Source organism: Coprococcus sp. ART55/1, assembly GCF_000210595.1.
GTDB classification, from domain to species: Bacteria; Bacillota; Clostridia; order Lachnospirales; family Lachnospiraceae; genus Coprococcus; species Coprococcus aceti.
Genome location: NC_021018.1, coordinates 2,454,355 through 2,470,277, shown reverse-complemented (window position 1 = coordinate 2,470,277; position 15,923 = coordinate 2,454,355). Strand labels below are relative to the sequence as shown.

Here is a 15,923-nt window from a genome sequence, read left to right as displayed (position 1 = left end):
CAATGCAGATAATAAAAAAATGCCAGTTGATGGGAGCTTGCTCACAATCAACTGGTGTTTTTTTGTTATCTATATGGCGCATGCCATTCCACGAGCCGCATTAGCGGCGAGGGGGGCATTGCTTATTTTATAATTCCGTCCGTCTTCCACGGCGTATGCCATTCTCTGGTAATGCCCCCTCGCCTTCGCTCGGCGGCAGGTCGTCGGGGCTGATTAAATATGAACTTCGTTCATGCAGCCCCTCCTCACGAGCTGCGTTAGCGGCGAGGGGCGCATTGCTTATTTTATAATTCCGTACGGTATACACGGCACATGCCATTTCTCTGGCAGCTTCCCCATACGTTTTCACTCATTTCTTATTTGCAATTTTCTTATACAGCATCTTCCTCACATAGAAATAACATACTATCTGCATAGCAAGGGTTATGATCCAGGACGCCGGATATGAGATGAACAGAACCGCCAGGGATCTGTGTCTCGGGAAAATCCAGTATATCCACACGATTCGGGTTCCCACCGTTCCTATGATCGAGAGGAGCATCGGAACTCCGGAATGTCCCATCCCACGAAGCGCCCCCGGGAACAAGTCCATAAATCCGCACAGGAAATATGTGACTGTCGTATACAGCAGAATCTCCATTCCGCACTTTATAACCGCGTCGCTGCTCGTATATATATGCAGCAGCTGCGGTCCAAAGAAATACGCTCCATTGCCCAGAACCATCATTGCCGCAAATGACAATATCAGACAGTCGATCAGAACTCTCTCCATACGTTTCCATTTGCCGACACCGTAGTTCTGGCTCGTAAAACTCATGCACGCCTGCGTTACAGCATTCACCGTCACATACAGAAAGCCAAATATATTATTTGCCGACGTGTAGCCCGCCATGGCAACCGAGCCAAACGAGTTGACTGACGACTGCAGCAGTACATTTGAGAAGTTGATGACCGTGCTCTGGATTCCAGCCGGAACTCCGACCGAAAAGATCTGCTTTACATATGCACCCTTGATGGTAAGCTTTGAAAATCTAAGCTGATAGCTCGTTTCTGACCTGCACAGGCAGCGGAGGACGAGTACGCAGGATATCAGCTGTGAGATGACTGTTCCGATTGCGACCCCCGCAACTCCAAGCTTGAAAATGATCACAAAACACAGGTTAAGGCCTGTATTTGCAATTCCGGATATAACCAGAAAAAGGAGTGGTCTTTTGGTATCTCCCACCGCCCTGAGTATGGCAGCGCCGTAATTGTACAGCATGAAAAATGGCATTCCCAGGAAATATATCCTCATATATAAAGAAGAAAGTCCGATGACATCCCCCGGAGTATCCATAAGCTCAAGCGCCGGTTTTGCGCAAATCCACCCGACAAAGGCCATAATAATACCGCTGACCAGCGCCAGCGCGATCGCGGTATGTACTGTCTCTGACATTTCTTTATCTTTTCCTGCGGCATAAAGCCTTGCCGCAAGCACATTTGCCCCAAGGGATATCCCTATGAACAAATTGGTGAATACATTGATAAGTGCTGTGGTTGAACCGACCGCCGCCAGCGACTCGTTACCACTGAACTTCCCTACAACAATGATATCCACCGCATTGAACATCAGCTGCAGAATACCCGAGAGCATAAGCGGGAGCGAAAATGAGATCAGCTTATCCATGATCGTCCCGTTGCACATATCAATTTCATATTTATTTTGTTTTAATGTAGAACTCATTTCTTTCCTCACCAACTAATATCATATATGTTCTGATAAATCACACACAGCAATGCTTATGTTCGCTCTTCTGCCTGTACATATATTCATCAGCCCGCTTCATGGCGGTCTCCCAGTCGCAGCACCTCGTACCATTGGTGCCTAGTCCCATGAACAATTTTAACACAGAGTATGTTGGGGCACAATGGAGGATGTGAAGCAAACAAAACAAGAGCAAAACATATTCCCTCGTCTACTATACAAATAGTAAAATCACCTCCCATTTCCCCCTTATTTTTCCACTCACAGCGTCACTCTGCGCTTTATAAACGCATTTGCCAAAACCTATTGACACAGCGATTTGAATGGTCTAAAGTGTGCCTACCGGCCGGATAAAATACTAAGGAGGAACACTCTTGCCAACAACAAGAAAACTTTATGACAGCATCTTCAAGAAGATTCTCACGCTGTCCTCGAAAGCTGTGATCAACATGATTAACGGCCTGTTCAACATGTTTTACGATCCGGAAAACTCAACAGTATCTTATCACTGGACTGAAAATGTTCACGATAATCAGAATTCTATGACCACAACTCTGGCCGACACCATACTCGTAATCAACAATTCCGATGCATATCATATGGAAGCGCAGATGAAAAAGGATGATTCTATTGTATTCCGTGTATTTTCATATGGAGCGGGATATGCAGATCAGACTAAGGAGATACTGCAGGACGAAGAGGGCTGTCAGGTATATCGAATTCATTTTCCTGAACCCTGTGTGATATATCTGAGCAATGTACCAAAATCAGTACCTGATACATATTCGTTGCAGGTGGGATTCGGGCATACCCAGAACATAATCTATAACGTCCCTGTTACAAAACTCACGTCCTGCTCCGTAAAGGAAATAAACGACAGGAAAATGATCATCCTGATTCCATTCTACATTCTGAAACTCCGCGAAAAGCTGAGGAATAAGAAAGCACGTACACCAAAGAATATAGCCTCATTGAAAAGCCTCATCAAAACAGATATAATGGGTAGCATAGTCAAGCACGTGGAACTTGGGAATATAACAGCTGAGGATGGAGCACAACTATACAGATTTACTCAGATGCTTTATACTCGCCTATATTCCCAGTTTGAAGAGACCGAGGAGGTTACGGATATGGTGGAACAGTCGATTATTACATTTGTGGATGTTTTTCAGGAAGAGAAAGCCAGGATGGAAAAACGTATGGCTGAAATGGATAAGGAGATTGCCGACAAAGACAAGAAGCTCGCCGACAAGGACAACGAGCTTGCCGAATTAAGGGCAGAAATAGCCAGACTTAAAGGTTCTGACAAATAAATATTTCATATTACTACTTTCTATACAAAAGCGAAGGACGAAGGCATAAAACACCTCCGTCCTTCGCTTATTATTATATTACTACGTGATCTTTTTAGATGTAATTTCCATCGTGAACCTGGGCTGCATCGTATACAGACTCCTTGCGGATCTCGTCTGCTATCTCGTCTGCGTCAAGCTCGCCGTCAGCATTCCAGTCGCCATTGTAAACCTCGGCGCCTTCTACCTTGATTCCTGCGATCTGCTGCTCGCTTGCGAAGAGAAGTACAATGATTCCTGCGTGGTGAAGATGCTTTAATACAGCATTTACATCCTCGCGGATATCTGGAGCGTACAGATATGTATGACGTCCATCGATGCTGAGCTTCTTCTCTACAGACTCAACGAAATCTCTTGTGACATTGCCTGCTGCAAATGGAACAATGACAGCCTTCTGGCCCTTGATCGCTGCACGCACATTTCTGTCCACGCGTCCCTCGTAAATTCCGGTCTCCTCAGTGTGAACCTCCTCGACAACACCGCAGGCACTTGTCATGTCTGTGACACGGTCGATGAGTATGAGTTCTCCGAGAGTCTTGTGTTTCTTGAACTCGTCTACCACGATCCTGTCGGCAAATGCGATCCTGCAGACTGCGATACCATTCTTGGAAAGGGTGTCCGCTGATTTCTGCTCACCTGTATTTACATCTATGGTGTAATCGATATGTGTAACTGTACCAGGGATCATTTTTGTTCCGAGCTTCACAAAGAAGTTCTTGCCATTGTACAGCTCATCGTCATCCATCCAGAGGAGTGTTGCGGTGATCGAAGATGCAACCTTTGCACCTGAATCAACTGTGAGCACACATCCTCTTGACACATCAACCTCACGGTCAAGCTGAATCGTTACAGGCTGTCCCTTCTGGGCTGAGTCAACTGTGTCAAATCCCACATGGATGCTCTTGACCTTTGCAGTCTCGTTGCTTGGGAGTGTGTTGATCTCGTCTCCAACGTGGATCTCACCATCCTCGATCTGACCTTGGAAACCTCTGAAGGTGTGGTCAGGACGGCACACTCTCTGAACAGGCATATAGAATCCTGCCTCTGTGTTATCCTCTGCGATATCTATATCCTCAAGGTATGTAAGGAGTGCTGGACCCTCATACCAAGGAATGTTCTCTGACTTATTTGTCACATTGTCACCCTCTGTAGCTGACACTGGGATTATCGTGATATTTGGCAGGCTGAGCTCTGATGACAGCTCATTTATCTGCTCAACTATCTCGTTGAAACGCTTCTCATCGTATCCGACAAGATCCATCTTATTTACTGCAAATACAAAGTATCTGATTCCCATCAGCGCGCAGATCCTTGCGTGTCTTCTGGTCTGCACCAGCACGCCCTGCTTTGCATCGATGAGGATGACTGCCAGGTCGGCAAATGAAGCTCCAACCGCCATATTTCTTGTGTACTCCTCATGACCCGGTGTATCCGCCACGATGAAACTTCTCTTGTCTGTTGTAAAATATCTGTATGCAACATCGATGGTGATACCCTGCTCACGCTCCGCCATCAGTCCGTCCAGAAGAAGTGAATAATCGATGGCACCGCCACGGCTTCCTACCTTGGAATCAAGCTCCAGAGCCTTCTCCTGATCTGCATATAAAAGCTTTGAATCGTATAATATATGTCCTATAAGTGTTGACTTTCCGTCATCTACACTTCCGCATGTTATAAATTTCAGTAATCCGCTCATCTTAGAAGTATCCCTCCCTCTTTCTACGCTCCATGCTGCCTGCTGCCTCGTTGTCAATAACTCTGGTGGTTCTCTCTGAGGATACCGCACTGAGCGTCTCCTCGATAATCTCAGGGAGTGTGTCCGCTGTGGACTCCACGCCGCCTGTCAGTGGATAGCATCCGAGAGTTCTGAAACGAACACTCTTCATCTCTATCTTCTCACCAGGTCTGAGTTTCATTCTGTCATCATCGACCATGATGATATTGCCGTCACGGTATACAACAGGTCTCTCCTTTGCAAAGTACAGTGATGGGATCTCTATGTTCTCACGCTCTATGTACTCCCATATATCAGCCTCTGTCCAGTTGGAAAGTGGGAACACTCTGACCTCCTCGCCCTTCTGGATCTTGGTGTTGAACAACTTCCACATCTCCGGTCTCTGGTTCTTTGGATCCCAGGCATGCTGTGCATTTCTGAATGAGAGTATCCTCTCCTTCGCACGGGACTTCTCCTCGTCTCTGCGTCCGCCACCAAATGCTGCTGTAAAACCGTATTTGTCAAGAGCCTGCTTGAGTGCCTGTGTCTTCATGATATCTGTGTATGCTGAACCGTGGTCAAATGGGTTGATGCCCTTCTTGACACCCTCCTCGTTGATGTACTCGATCATGTCAAGTCCGTATTTCTTCGCTGTCTTGTCTCTGAACTCGATCATTTCCTTGAACTTCCATGTTGTATTTACATGCAAGAATGGAAATGGCGGCTTCTCAGGATAGAATGCCTTGAGTGCCAGATGAAGCATTACCGAGCTGTCCTTTCCTATGGAGTAAAGCATAACAGGCTTCTCACACTCCGCAGCAACTTCGCGGATAATGTATATCGCCTCTGCCTCCAGTTCATCAAGATGTGATAATGTACCCATATCTATACCAACCTTTCTTCTTTTTAATATTTATTAGCTTCCTTCTTGTCTATCACTATCTGGTCTGTGGTGCCATCCATCTTGCGGATATTCCACAGAAGCAGATCTCCTTTGTTCTCCACCGACATCTGGCTTCCCATTCCGCCGATGTCAGCTCCGAGATATAATGAGATGGCGTCAAATGCACACTCCTTGATACAGGATGAGCATCCCCAGCAATCCTTTGGGTATTTCATGAATATCTGTCCATCCTCATCTCTCTTTATGAGGTAACCCGGGCAGACATTTGCACATTTGCCGCAGTTTTTGCAAAGCTCTTTATTTATCACTATGCTCATATACATCCCCCTTTCCTTGGAACATCAGCCCATTTGAAGTCGCCTCCGGCGAGGGGCTGACGCTGCATGCCATATTCCCTGCGGGAACCTGGCACAAATTAACCAGCTCACGATGTATCATCTTAAGCTCGCCGTCCACCATCTTTGAGTTTACAAATATCTCCCAGTCTTTGCTCTTCTCCGGGTAGTCCAGGTTCTCAGCAAAGCTGTGCCATCTCGTCTCCTTCCTGTCTTTCAGGTGTGCGATTACAGAGAGTGCAACTGTGAGTCTCTCCTTCACCTCATACACAAACATGAGCTCGTGCATGTCGTGGGCACTTATGTGCCATACAAGCTTCTGGAGCTGCTCTATCTTCTCCTTTGCCAGCTCAAGCTGCTTCTCGTTGAACTGGTAGTGGGTGGATATTCCTCCGGCGTAGTTGTCCATGACCTTCTGCATGGCCTCCTCTATCGCCTCGTATGTGAACATCTTCTCGTCGGTATCGAGGAAATGATCGTACTCTTCTATCTTTCTGTCAAATGCAGCCTCCTCGTCAAGCTCAGGATCAAGGTATCCCTCGTCAAGCTGCTTTACCATGGCAATGGCTGCTATCTCTCCCTCAACCATCGCTCCTGTCACATACTTCTGTGGACATCCGCCCGCCACATCTCCGGCTGCGAACAGTCCGCGTATTGTGGACTCTCTGTCGTTGTCCACCCAGTAACCGCTCGCCGTGTGGCCGCCGACTATATAAGGCTCTGTGCCCTCTATCTCCACATTCTGCTCACTCGGATTCTTACCGGACTCAAGCCATTTGAGAGTCTGGCTCGGAGCCATGTTGAGGTATGCCCTCTTCAATGAGTCATCCTGCTCAGGGGTGATGCCCTCTGTTCTCAGGTAACATGGACCTCTTCCTTCTATATTCTCCCTCACCGTTCCATACACTCTCTGGGATGTGGTGAGTCCGTATTTGTTCTCGTATATCTCGCCGAGTGAATTGACCTGCTTGGCACCGACACCCTGGGCTATGGTTCCCGTAGGTGCTATTGTGTCCTTACATCTGAGTGCTATAAATCTCATCTCAAATGTGGTCATCTCCGCTCCGGCATTTATTCCCATTGCGTATCCCGCTCCGGTGTTGAACGGCGGATACCACATCTTATGTCTCGAAAATCCCGGATTGTTCGGTCTGTAAAGTCCCGCCGCACCACCTGTAGCACAGAGCACTTTCTTTGCTCTGATCTCGTAGGCTGTATTATCCTCTATGGAGAATCCAAATGCCCCGAGGATCTGATTATTTTCAACTATATAATCCGTGATGTTGACTCTGTTCAGTATCTGACAGTTGTCAAGCTCCTCCACTGCCTTTGCAAGCAGCGGCTTCATGTTCTCGCCATTTATCTTGATATTTCTGTTGCCTCTCGCAACATACTCACCGTTCTCGTCCTTTAAGATGACAAGGCCCAGCTTCTCCATCTTGTCTGTGACACGGTTCAGCCCCTGTGACATTGAAAGCAGAAGATCTTCTCTGACAATTCCGTCAGCATCTGTCCTGCAGTAATCCACATAGTCCTCAGGCTTTCTGCCCTTCACTATGTATGCGTTGATGGCGTTCACACCCGCCGCCAGACATCCACTTCTCTTTATGTTCGCCTTCTCGGCGATGATGATGGAATAATCAGAATGTTCTCTGACGGTCAGCGCTGCATAGCAGCCAGCCGTACCACCACCGATTATCAAAATGTCCGTATGAAGTATTTTCCTGTTTGCAATACCCATATTTTCTCTCCAATCACTTTTATAATTAGATGTAGAATACATCGTTGTCCTGCATTGCCTTGTTCTCCAGCAGATATGTCTGATTCTCATCAAATACATACAGCCTGTAGATTAGAACGTGGACCTGCTCCCCCGGCTTTACGACATCCTTCTCCATGGATCTCTCGGCGACGATCTCCACTCCGTTGACATCCACCGTGACGTCCAGATGGCTTCCGCGGAACAGCACATCCTTGACTATCCCCGACTCCGCCGCACTCTGGTACTGATCCAGTCTGCCGCTCTTGGATATCTTTACAAACTCAGGTCTGATGACTGCCTTGTCTGCTCCCGGCACTCTGTCAAAGCCCTTGAGCTTCTCGTAGTCCTCCACAACAGTTGACCTTCCGATGAACTGTGCCACAAACGGTGTGGACGGCGTCTTGTATATCTCCATCGGCGATCCCATCTGCTCTATCTGTCCGTGGTTGGTGATGATGATCTCATCCGCAACCTCCACAGCCTCATCCTGATCGTGAGTGACAAATATGCTCGTTATGCCAAGCTTTTCAACCATCTCCTTGAGCCATGTCCTAAGTTCTGTCCTGACCTTTGCATCTATCGCGGCAAATGGCTCATCCAGCAGCAACACCTGTGGATTCGGTGCCAGCGCCCTGGCAAATGCCACTCTCTGCCGTTGTCCGCCTGAGAGCTGATTCGGATATCTCTTCTCCATACCTGACAGCCCTGTAAGCTCCAGAAGCTCCATAACTCTCTTCTTGATCTCCTTCTTTGGAACCTTCATGAGTTCAAGTCCAAATGCCACATTGTCAAATACCGTCATGTAACGGAACAGTGCATAATTCTGGAATACAAATCCTATTCCTCTCTTCGCAGCTGGTATATCATTTACACGCCTGCCGTCTATGTATATGTCACCGGAATTTGGATTTTCAAGTCCGGCTATCATTCGGAGAAGTGTCGTTTTTCCGCTTCCCGACGGTCCCAGAAGCGCCACCAGCTTGCCCTTCTCCACACCAAAGCTGACATTGTTGGACGCCAGGAAATCTCCATATTTCTTATATATATTTTTCATCTCGACGTACATGTCGTCAGCCTCCTTTTTGTTCTCTTATTCTTCCGCACCTGATCTATCTCTCGAAACTCCTGCAAGCCATCCCATATGCAGACTATCTCACTTCGCCCTTATCGGATATCGCCCTTTTTCGGGTATCGCCCCCTCGCCTCCGCTCAGCGGCAGGTCGTCACGCGCATGAGAGTTATGAACTTCGTTCATAAGCGCGTTTCCTCTTCGCTCTGTACTCAAGCAGATTTCTCAGAAACAATATGATGACCGCTATGATCACCAGTATGGATGATACTGCAAATGCCGCTGTGATGGATTCCTCCGTTCCCGACATGTACAGCGCATCGATCTCAAGTGGAAGTGTAAATGTCCCGCCCCTTGTCTTGGACAGTGCATTTACCGCACCGAACTCGCCGAGTGCTCTGGCGGTACAGAGAATTATTCCGTATATGAGTCCCCATTTCATCTGGGGAAGTGTTATCCTTCTGAATATCGTGAAGCCCTTCGCCCCCATGAGCGCCGCAGCCTCCTCCTCATCCTTGCCCTGGGCGTTCAGCACCGGGATAAGCTCCCTTGACACAAATGGGAATGTCACGAATATGGTAGCAAGCACAACGCCCGGAACTGCAAAAGTTATCCTGATATTTGTTCCCAGCATATCATTGATCCATCTGATCGCCGGATACGTCCATCCGAGTCTTCCAAATGTCATGAGGTAGGCAAGACCTACGATGACAGGTGATATGGAAAACGGAATGTCTATCAGTGTCGCCAGCACCTGCTTGCCTTTGAAGGAGAACTTCGTCAGCAGCCATGCCGCACATATTCCGAAAAATGTGTTTACCATCACAGCTATGACTGTGGCAATAAGTGTGACACCAAGTGCACTTATCACGTACTCTGTCGTGATGGACTGCAGGTAGAACTTAAAGCCCTCCTTCAGCGCACTTGTTATCACCGATATAAGTGGAACAACAAGCATGAGCACTATGAAAAGCACCGTCACGGTTATCAGTATTATCTTTGTCCTGCGCTTGCCGCGCTGCAGCTTTTCCTGTTCGCTCATTGTGTTTCCTCCTTTTTCTAAATTAAAGTAAGTTAGTCCTTCTGGACTGTCTCAGCTGTACTATGTTGATCGCGAACAACAGTACAAATGATATTACCAGCATCACCAGTGCTATGGCTGTTGCGCTGGCATAGTCTATGTAGCTGAGCTTCTGCATGATCACGTATGATATGACCTGCGTCTGCTCCTTTGCGCTGTTGCCCGATATGTAGATGACACTGCCGTACTCTCCGATTCCTCTGGCAAATGCCAATCCAAATCCTGTAAGCAGCGCCGGCCTGAGCTCCGGAAGAATAACCTTGAAGAATGTTCTTCTCGGTGTGGCTCCCAGCATGTAAGCCGCCTCCTCGTACTGATTGTCCATCTTCTCAAGTATCGGCTGCACCGCCCTTATGACAAATGGTATTCCAACGAATACGAGGGCGATGGTAAGTCCTATCTTCGTGTATGCAACGTCTATTCCAAGAGCCGCAAGCGTTTTTCCAAGAAATCCATCCTCACTGTAAAGTCTCGACAGTGTGATACCGGCAACCGCCGTTGGCAGACAGAATGGAAGCTCTATGAATCCGTCCAGTATCTTCTTGCCGGGAAAATCGTATTTGACCAGTGTCCACGCTATTATCAGACCAAACACCGTGTTGACTATCGCCGCTATGAACGAACAGCCGATGCTGGTCTTAAATGCATTCAGCACATTCTTCTTCAGAAGCAGATGCCAGAATTCACCCGGTGAGAGCTTCAGCGATGACACCAGCACCGATGCCAGCGGGATCAGAACTATCAGCGACAGCATTGCAATGACTATTCCAAGCGTCAGATGATATCCCGGGATAACTCTGGTCTTCTTTGCGTTATTAAGTTTATCCTTCTTGCCATTTTCCTCTGCTGCCATCTCGTCTTCCAATCCATTTTAATAATCATATATCTCGTCAAACTTTGCACCGTCATCGAAGAAATCCTCATAGGCTTTGTCCCAGCCTCCGAAATCATCTATGGTCCACTGCTTGATGTCCAGATCAAACACATCCGCATACTCTGCGAGTATCTTCTCATTTGTCGGGCGGTATCCGCTCTCAGCCTCAAGCCTCTGAGCGTCATCGCTGTACAGGTACTTCAGATACTCTGTGCTGACCTCCTCTGTCCCATTGTGCTTTGCGTTGTCATCGACAACCGCCACACTCGGCTGAGCCAGTATACTCACCGACGGATTAACTATCTCGTAATCCTCCGGGTATTCCTTCAGGGTTGCTATCGCCTCATTCTCCCAGGCTATAAGCACATCACCCTTGCCATTCTCCACAAATGTAGTCGTCGAACCTCTGGCTCCTGAATCCATGACCGACACATTCTGATAAAGCTTCTTCATGAACTGCCATATATCAGCTTCATCGCTGTATGTAGTTCTGGCATAGGCAAGAGCCGCAAGAAAATTCCAACAGGCTCCGCCGCTGCTCTTCGGATCAGGTGTTATGACTTCCACATCGTCCTTCACCAGATCGTTCCAGTCCTTTATATCCTTAGCATTTCCCTTTCTCACCAGGAACACGATAGTGGATGTGTAGGGTGCTGAATCCTTGTCAAATTCATCTATCCAGCCCTTATCTATCAGACCATTTGCCGATATGAGGTCAATGTCATGCTCAAGTGCCAGTGTGACAACATCCGCATTACAGCCCTCCACAACCGATCTGGCCTGTGAACCGGAACCTCCATGAGACTGGATGATCTTGATGTCCTGTCCGTACTGCTCTTTGTAATACTGTTCAAACATGTCATTGTATCGCTCATACAGCTCCCTCGTTGGGTCATACGAAACATTTGTAATTGTGATAACATCGTCCTTCTTCCCGCCACAGCCGGCAGCACCTATCGCCAGCACCGCCGCCATGGACAGAAGCAATACTCTTTTCCCAAGTCTCATATTTTTCTCCTAATTACAGGTTAAACAGTGATGTTGAGAGGTATCTCTCTCCTGTATCCGGGAAAAGAACCACAATAGTCTTGCCCTCGTACTCAGGTCTCTTTGCAAGCTCAGTTGCCGCATAGAGTGCAGCACCTGCAGATATTCCAACCAGCACACCGTCTGTCTTTGCTATTTTTCTTGATGTGTCAAATGCATCATCGTTCTGGATCCTGATGATCTCATCCACGATGCTCAGATCCATAACGCCAGGTACGAATCCTGCTCCGATTCCCTGAATCTTGTGTGGGCCAGGTGCACCGCCTGAGAGAACAGGTGAATCAGCAGGCTCAACTGCTATCAGCTTGACATTCGGGTTGTGCTCCTTAAGTCCGCTTCCTGTTCCTGTGGCTGTTCCGCCTGTTCCTACTGCTGATACAAATGCATCAACCTTTCCGTCTGTATCTCTCCAGATCTCCTCTGCTGTTGTCTTCTTGTGGATAGCAGGATTTGCCTTGTTCTCAAACTGCTGTGGGATGAATGCATTTCCATACTGCTCCTTGAGCTCATTTGCCTTGGCGATGGCTCCCTTCATTCCTTCTCTTCCAGGTGTTAATACGATCTCAGCACCGAGAGCTGAAACAATCTTTCTACGCTCAACACTCATGGTATCCGGCATTGTAAGTATCAGGTGAAGGCCCTTTGCCGCTGATACAAATGCAAGTCCGATTCCTGTATTTCCTGATGTAGGCTCAATGATGACTGTCTCCTGGTTGATGAGACCATCCTTGATTCCCTGCTCGATCATGGCTGCTGCCACACGATCCTTTACTGAGCCAAGTGGGTTGAAATACTCAAGCTTTGCAACGATGTGTGCCTTGAGTCCAAGCTCCTTCTCATAATTTGTGAGCTCCAGAAGTGGAGTGTTTCCTATAAGTTCTGTCAACTGTGATGCTATCTTTGCCATGGTTCTTGTTTCCTTTCTTTTTTTACTTTTTTCAAGTCTCTATGGTCTTTCTTGATTCTTTACTATCTTTATATACTGTACATTATTTTCTATATAATTCTTTTAACAGGCCATCTGATAAATCTTTTCCTCTATCGCTCCCGCCAGAGCCGCATGGCCTTCCAGATTCATGTGCTCCTGATCTGCCTCGCTGCTGTCCGCCACAGATGACGCCGCCAGAAATTCTACACCAAACTCGTCGGCTATCTTTTTATAGACATCTGTGAGCTTCCTTGACACCTCAACGGATTCCGGTGAGAACTCAGGATCAAATTCATCCTTCCACACCTGCTCGCCTAAGTGTATCGGCGATACGAGAAGTATCCTGCTGTCTGCTGAATACTGTTTTGCCTGAATGAGCAGTCTCCGTATTCCCTTGCCTATCACATCCGGTGATGCCGAGAACACCGTCTTACAGTCATTTGTTCCAAGCATGATTACTATATTCTCCGGTTTGTGTGTCTCCAGCAGAGTTGGGAACAGCGACACGCCCTTTCTTCCCTGTCTCAGTGGATCCTCGAACACTGTTGTTCTTCCACAGAGGCCTTCCTCTATGATCCTTATATCTTTATTTGCCAGCTTCTGCTGCAATATACTGGTCCATCTGATTCCCCAGGGAAATCTCTCCCCATTCTCAGGATTGTATCCCCATGTATTGGAATCTCCAAAGCACAACACCTGTTGCATGTGTCCACCTCCTGTCTATTGAACCTCGCTCTGTTCAATGGATTTCATCATCAATCCACATATATCCTATCTGATATGTAGTAATTATCTGTCAACGTGTTGGAGTATACAACTTATTTCCTACTATGTCAATAGGGATTATGTGTTTTTGTATACAAAAAGGCTGTCACCCGACTTAATCTATAAGTCAGGCGACAGCCTGTCCACATTTTTAAATTAACTTATTCACCCGATCACGGAGAAACGGAAGATATATACAGTTTTCTTGTTGCTGACCTTTGCTGGAGTGACCGTAGCCTTAAGTGCAGCGGTCTTACCCTTGACCACGATCAGCGATGTCTTGCTCAGCTTCACGCCTGTCACCGGCTGTCCGACCGTTACTGTGATCACCTTCTTCACTGTAATACTCTTTACACTCGTTGTCGCTGCTTCTGCCGGCACGCTGACACTCGTAAATGTCAGCGCGAAAGCAAGGAGCACCGCAACAAATGCCATATCTTTCTGTACCTTTTCATACAGTCCCTCTTATTTTAACTTACCCCCCCAATAGTTAATTACCCGATTTCGGGTTAGTTTTTGATATATATACATTCGACGAATATCTGCTTACGGATATATAATATGCCTTGCCCGCAACACATTTATAACTCATGCAAAAATCATTTTTATTAGTTGACAGATCGTGATTTACATCATCCACTGCTGCCAGCTCTTTTCTGTTCTCATCATACAGATATCCATACGGATCTCCTGTCGAAATTGAATAGAAGTAATATGTGCCCGTGGTTTTTGGAACAAATTTGTATAACTCTTCTTTTTCCGCATAAAATGATGTTTTATCGCCAATCTCGATCACATCCTCAGACATTTTTGCTGTGACTGAAACTGCCTTTCTGTCTACCTTTGCAGTTATCACTCCTCGCTTACCCATTCCTTTGGCCTTAAGTGTATATGATGTTCCTGGAACAAGATAAACATACCCATTTGTACCGCATTGTCTGTCATATTCATCATACCATGCTCCGATATCATCAACAGAATACTTGGCATTGTCAGGATTTACAGTAAGTTTTAATACATCTGATACAAAGTTTCTGCCAGTCTCAGACTTGTCAAATTTCTGATTATACAGATATGTGCTGTCATCTCTTATGGATATTACCACTTCGTATGTACCAGGGAACAGATCCATCGAATATGAGCCATCATTTCTTGATGTAGCACCATTCCACGCAAGCTTATAAGGAGTTGCTTTATCCTGATTGTAGAACTTGATCGATACCCCGTTCAGGTTATTTCCATTTATATCCTTAACATACCCCTCAACCTTGATCGCCTTTTTAGCATTTATCTCACAGTTAACTGTGGTGCTGATCTTCGTATCGTTGTCATCCGTTATCTTTACCTTCAGGTTATATGTTCCCTCCTGATAAATTTTTCCTGTGACCCTTCCTGTTATATCAACACTCAAGCCATAGTCATCCCCGTCTATGCTATAAGTGTATTTCCCTGAACCGCCTGCGACAGATGCAGGCTTCACACTTACTGAATAATATTTATCATCCGTGCCTATCATGCCGTATTGAGGTATATAATACGCCGCGATCACCGACGAACTGCTGACATTCCATGTGATTATGTATGTAACTATATCCCCCAGCTCATCAACAGACTTAATTGTTGTTTTCGTTGTTCCTGTCTTTCTCACTGTTCCACTGAAACTGATCGCGTTACTTCCATCCGTTTTTATTGCATATTTCACACCATCAGGGAGCTTGTCTACAGTAATTTTACATATTCCTCTTGCGCGATCCACTGTAAATTCTCTGCTGAATGACTCATTCTGTTCAAGTTCATAAGTCATATAAACCCTTCTATTTGAATGATCCTTGGAATAATATGTCTCAATACTTGACTTACCTGTGCCATACAGTCCATCTACATAGACACAGACTCTCACATAATCGCTTAATGAGCATCCTCTTCTCAGCGCTATGGTGTAGGTTTTATTGTCCTTTGTCGTCACGCCGTCCAATGGAATGGTATAGTTATATGTTCCATTCAGTACCGTGCTCGCCTTTACAACAAAACTGGAAGCCGGAAGTTTCTGACTTCCCGATAATGTAACCTGCACAGTTTGTGGGTCACTGACAGTTGCAGATGCTATGGTGTTCGCTTTCGCAACTGTGACTTTGTATGTCGCCTTCTTACCTGTGCCATCTGTAGCCTTTGCTGTTATCACTGCTGTTCCTGCAGCAACCGCATATACTTTTCCTTCAGAATTTACCATGGCTACCTTATCATTTGAAGAACTCCATGCACATTTTTTATTTGTTGCATCTGCCGGCTTTATCACCGGGCTTAGCTGCATCGTTCTGCCAACATACATCTTTCCATTTGTTTTGCTG

14 protein-coding genes are annotated in these 15,923 nt (G+C 46.5%); 1 reads left to right on the top strand and 13 read right to left on the bottom strand.

Features of this window, described 5'->3' with window-relative positions; translation table 11 throughout:
- Window positions 1-349: 349 nt before the first annotated feature.
- Window positions 350-1,723 carry an MATE family efflux transporter gene (locus tag CCU_RS11095; RefSeq protein WP_055145444.1) on the bottom strand — a complete coding sequence of 458 codons (1,374 nt, stop codon included), beginning with the start codon at window positions 1,721-1,723 and terminating at the stop codon, window positions 350-352.
- Between the two features lie 632 nt (window positions 1,724-2,355).
- Here CCU_RS11095 and CCU_RS11090 point away from each other — a divergent pair.
- Entirely contained in the window at window positions 2,356-3,057 is a 702-nt protein-coding gene (locus CCU_RS11090) for a hypothetical protein (RefSeq protein WP_208896184.1), read from the top strand.
- Window positions 3,058-3,151: 94 nt separating this feature from the next.
- Here CCU_RS11090 and CCU_RS11085 read toward each other — a convergent pair whose 3' ends face one another.
- The 12 genes from CCU_RS11085 to CCU_RS11030 form a co-directional block, all read right to left on the bottom strand.
- Window positions 3,152-4,792 carry a sulfate adenylyltransferase subunit 1 gene (locus CCU_RS11085; RefSeq protein WP_015534725.1) on the bottom strand — a complete coding sequence of 547 codons (1,641 nt, stop codon included), beginning with the start codon at window positions 4,790-4,792 and terminating at the stop codon, window positions 3,152-3,154.
- Between the two features lies 1 nt (window position 4,793).
- A complete protein-coding gene (gene cysD / locus CCU_RS11080; RefSeq protein ID WP_015534724.1) occupies window positions 4,794-5,693 on the bottom strand; it encodes a sulfate adenylyltransferase subunit CysD in 900 nt (299 codons plus the stop codon).
- 23 nt (window positions 5,694-5,716) lie between these two features.
- Window positions 5,717-6,031 (bottom strand): 4Fe-4S dicluster domain-containing protein, encoded by a 315-nt coding sequence (locus CCU_RS11075; RefSeq protein ID WP_015534723.1) that lies wholly within the window; start codon window positions 6,029-6,031, stop codon window positions 5,717-5,719.
- Window positions 6,012-7,790 carry an adenylyl-sulfate reductase subunit alpha gene (locus tag CCU_RS11070; RefSeq protein WP_015534722.1) on the bottom strand — a complete coding sequence of 593 codons (1,779 nt, stop codon included), beginning with the start codon at window positions 7,788-7,790 and terminating at the stop codon, window positions 6,012-6,014. The genes CCU_RS11075 and CCU_RS11070 overlap by 20 nt, the downstream gene beginning before the upstream one ends.
- Window positions 7,791-7,815: 25 nt before the next feature.
- On the bottom strand, window positions 7,816-8,877 hold the full coding sequence (locus CCU_RS11065; RefSeq protein ID WP_015534721.1) for an ABC transporter ATP-binding protein: 1,062 nt from the start codon (window positions 8,875-8,877) through the stop codon (window positions 7,816-7,818).
- Between the two features lie 172 nt (window positions 8,878-9,049).
- Window positions 9,050-9,922 carry a sulfate ABC transporter permease gene (locus CCU_RS11060; RefSeq protein ID WP_015534720.1) on the bottom strand — a complete coding sequence of 291 codons (873 nt, stop codon included), beginning with the start codon at window positions 9,920-9,922 and terminating at the stop codon, window positions 9,050-9,052.
- Window positions 9,923-9,944: 22 nt separating this feature from the next.
- A complete protein-coding gene (cysT, locus tag CCU_RS11055) occupies window positions 9,945-10,814 on the bottom strand; it encodes a sulfate ABC transporter permease subunit CysT (RefSeq protein WP_015534719.1) in 870 nt (289 codons plus the stop codon).
- 18 nt (window positions 10,815-10,832) lie between these two features.
- Window positions 10,833-11,843 carry a sulfate ABC transporter substrate-binding protein gene (locus CCU_RS11050; protein ID WP_015534718.1) on the bottom strand — a complete coding sequence of 337 codons (1,011 nt, stop codon included), beginning with the start codon at window positions 11,841-11,843 and terminating at the stop codon, window positions 10,833-10,835.
- A gap of 13 nt (window positions 11,844-11,856) precedes the next feature.
- Window positions 11,857-12,789, bottom strand: coding sequence for a cysteine synthase A (gene cysK, locus CCU_RS11045; protein ID WP_015534717.1), 933 nt, complete (start codon window positions 12,787-12,789; stop codon window positions 11,857-11,859).
- 102 nt (window positions 12,790-12,891) lie between these two features.
- Window positions 12,892-13,515: a GDSL-type esterase/lipase family protein gene (locus tag CCU_RS11040; protein ID WP_015534716.1), complete on the bottom strand. Its 624-nt coding sequence runs from the start codon at window positions 13,513-13,515 to the stop codon at window positions 12,892-12,894.
- Window positions 13,516-13,740: 225 nt separating this feature from the next.
- Window positions 13,741-14,010, bottom strand: a complete 270-nt coding sequence (locus CCU_RS11035; protein ID WP_015534715.1) for an Ig-like domain-containing protein — start codon at window positions 14,008-14,010, stop codon at window positions 13,741-13,743.
- 55 nt (window positions 14,011-14,065) lie between these two features.
- Window positions 14,066-15,923, bottom strand: a 1,858-nt coding sequence (locus CCU_RS11030; RefSeq protein WP_208896182.1) for an Ig-like domain-containing protein, incomplete at its 5' end; no start/stop codon positions are given.

Coding starts and splice junctions, on each gene's coding strand:
- CCU_RS11095 (WP_055145444.1), bottom strand. CDS start 1,723: ATGAGTTCTACATTAAAACAAAATAAATATGAAATTGATATGTGCAAC.
- CCU_RS11090 (WP_208896184.1), top strand. CDS start 2,356: ATGAAAAAGGATGATTCTATTGTATTCCGTGTATTTTCATATGGAGCG.
- CCU_RS11085 (WP_015534725.1), bottom strand. CDS start 4,792: ATGAGCGGATTACTGAAATTTATAACATGCGGAAGTGTAGATGACGGA.
- cysD (WP_015534724.1), bottom strand. CDS start 5,693: ATGGGTACATTATCACATCTTGATGAACTGGAGGCAGAGGCGATATAC.
- CCU_RS11075 (WP_015534723.1), bottom strand. CDS start 6,031: ATGAGCATAGTGATAAATAAAGAGCTTTGCAAAAACTGCGGCAAATGT.
- CCU_RS11070 (WP_015534722.1), bottom strand. CDS start 7,790: ATGGGTATTGCAAACAGGAAAATACTTCATACGGACATTTTGATAATC.
- CCU_RS11065 (WP_015534721.1), bottom strand. CDS start 8,877: ATGTACGTCGAGATGAAAAATATATATAAGAAATATGGAGATTTCCTG.
- CCU_RS11060 (WP_015534720.1), bottom strand. CDS start 9,922: ATGAGCGAACAGGAAAAGCTGCAGCGCGGCAAGCGCAGGACAAAGATA.
- cysT (WP_015534719.1), bottom strand. CDS start 10,814: ATGGCAGCAGAGGAAAATGGCAAGAAGGATAAACTTAATAACGCAAAG.
- CCU_RS11050 (WP_015534718.1), bottom strand. CDS start 11,843: ATGAGACTTGGGAAAAGAGTATTGCTTCTGTCCATGGCGGCGGTGCTG.
- cysK (WP_015534717.1), bottom strand. CDS start 12,789: ATGGCAAAGATAGCATCACAGTTGACAGAACTTATAGGAAACACTCCA.
- CCU_RS11040 (WP_015534716.1), bottom strand. CDS start 13,515: ATGCAACAGGTGTTGTGCTTTGGAGATTCCAATACATGGGGATACAAT.
- CCU_RS11035 (WP_015534715.1), bottom strand. CDS start 14,010: ATGGCATTTGTTGCGGTGCTCCTTGCTTTCGCGCTGACATTTACGAGT.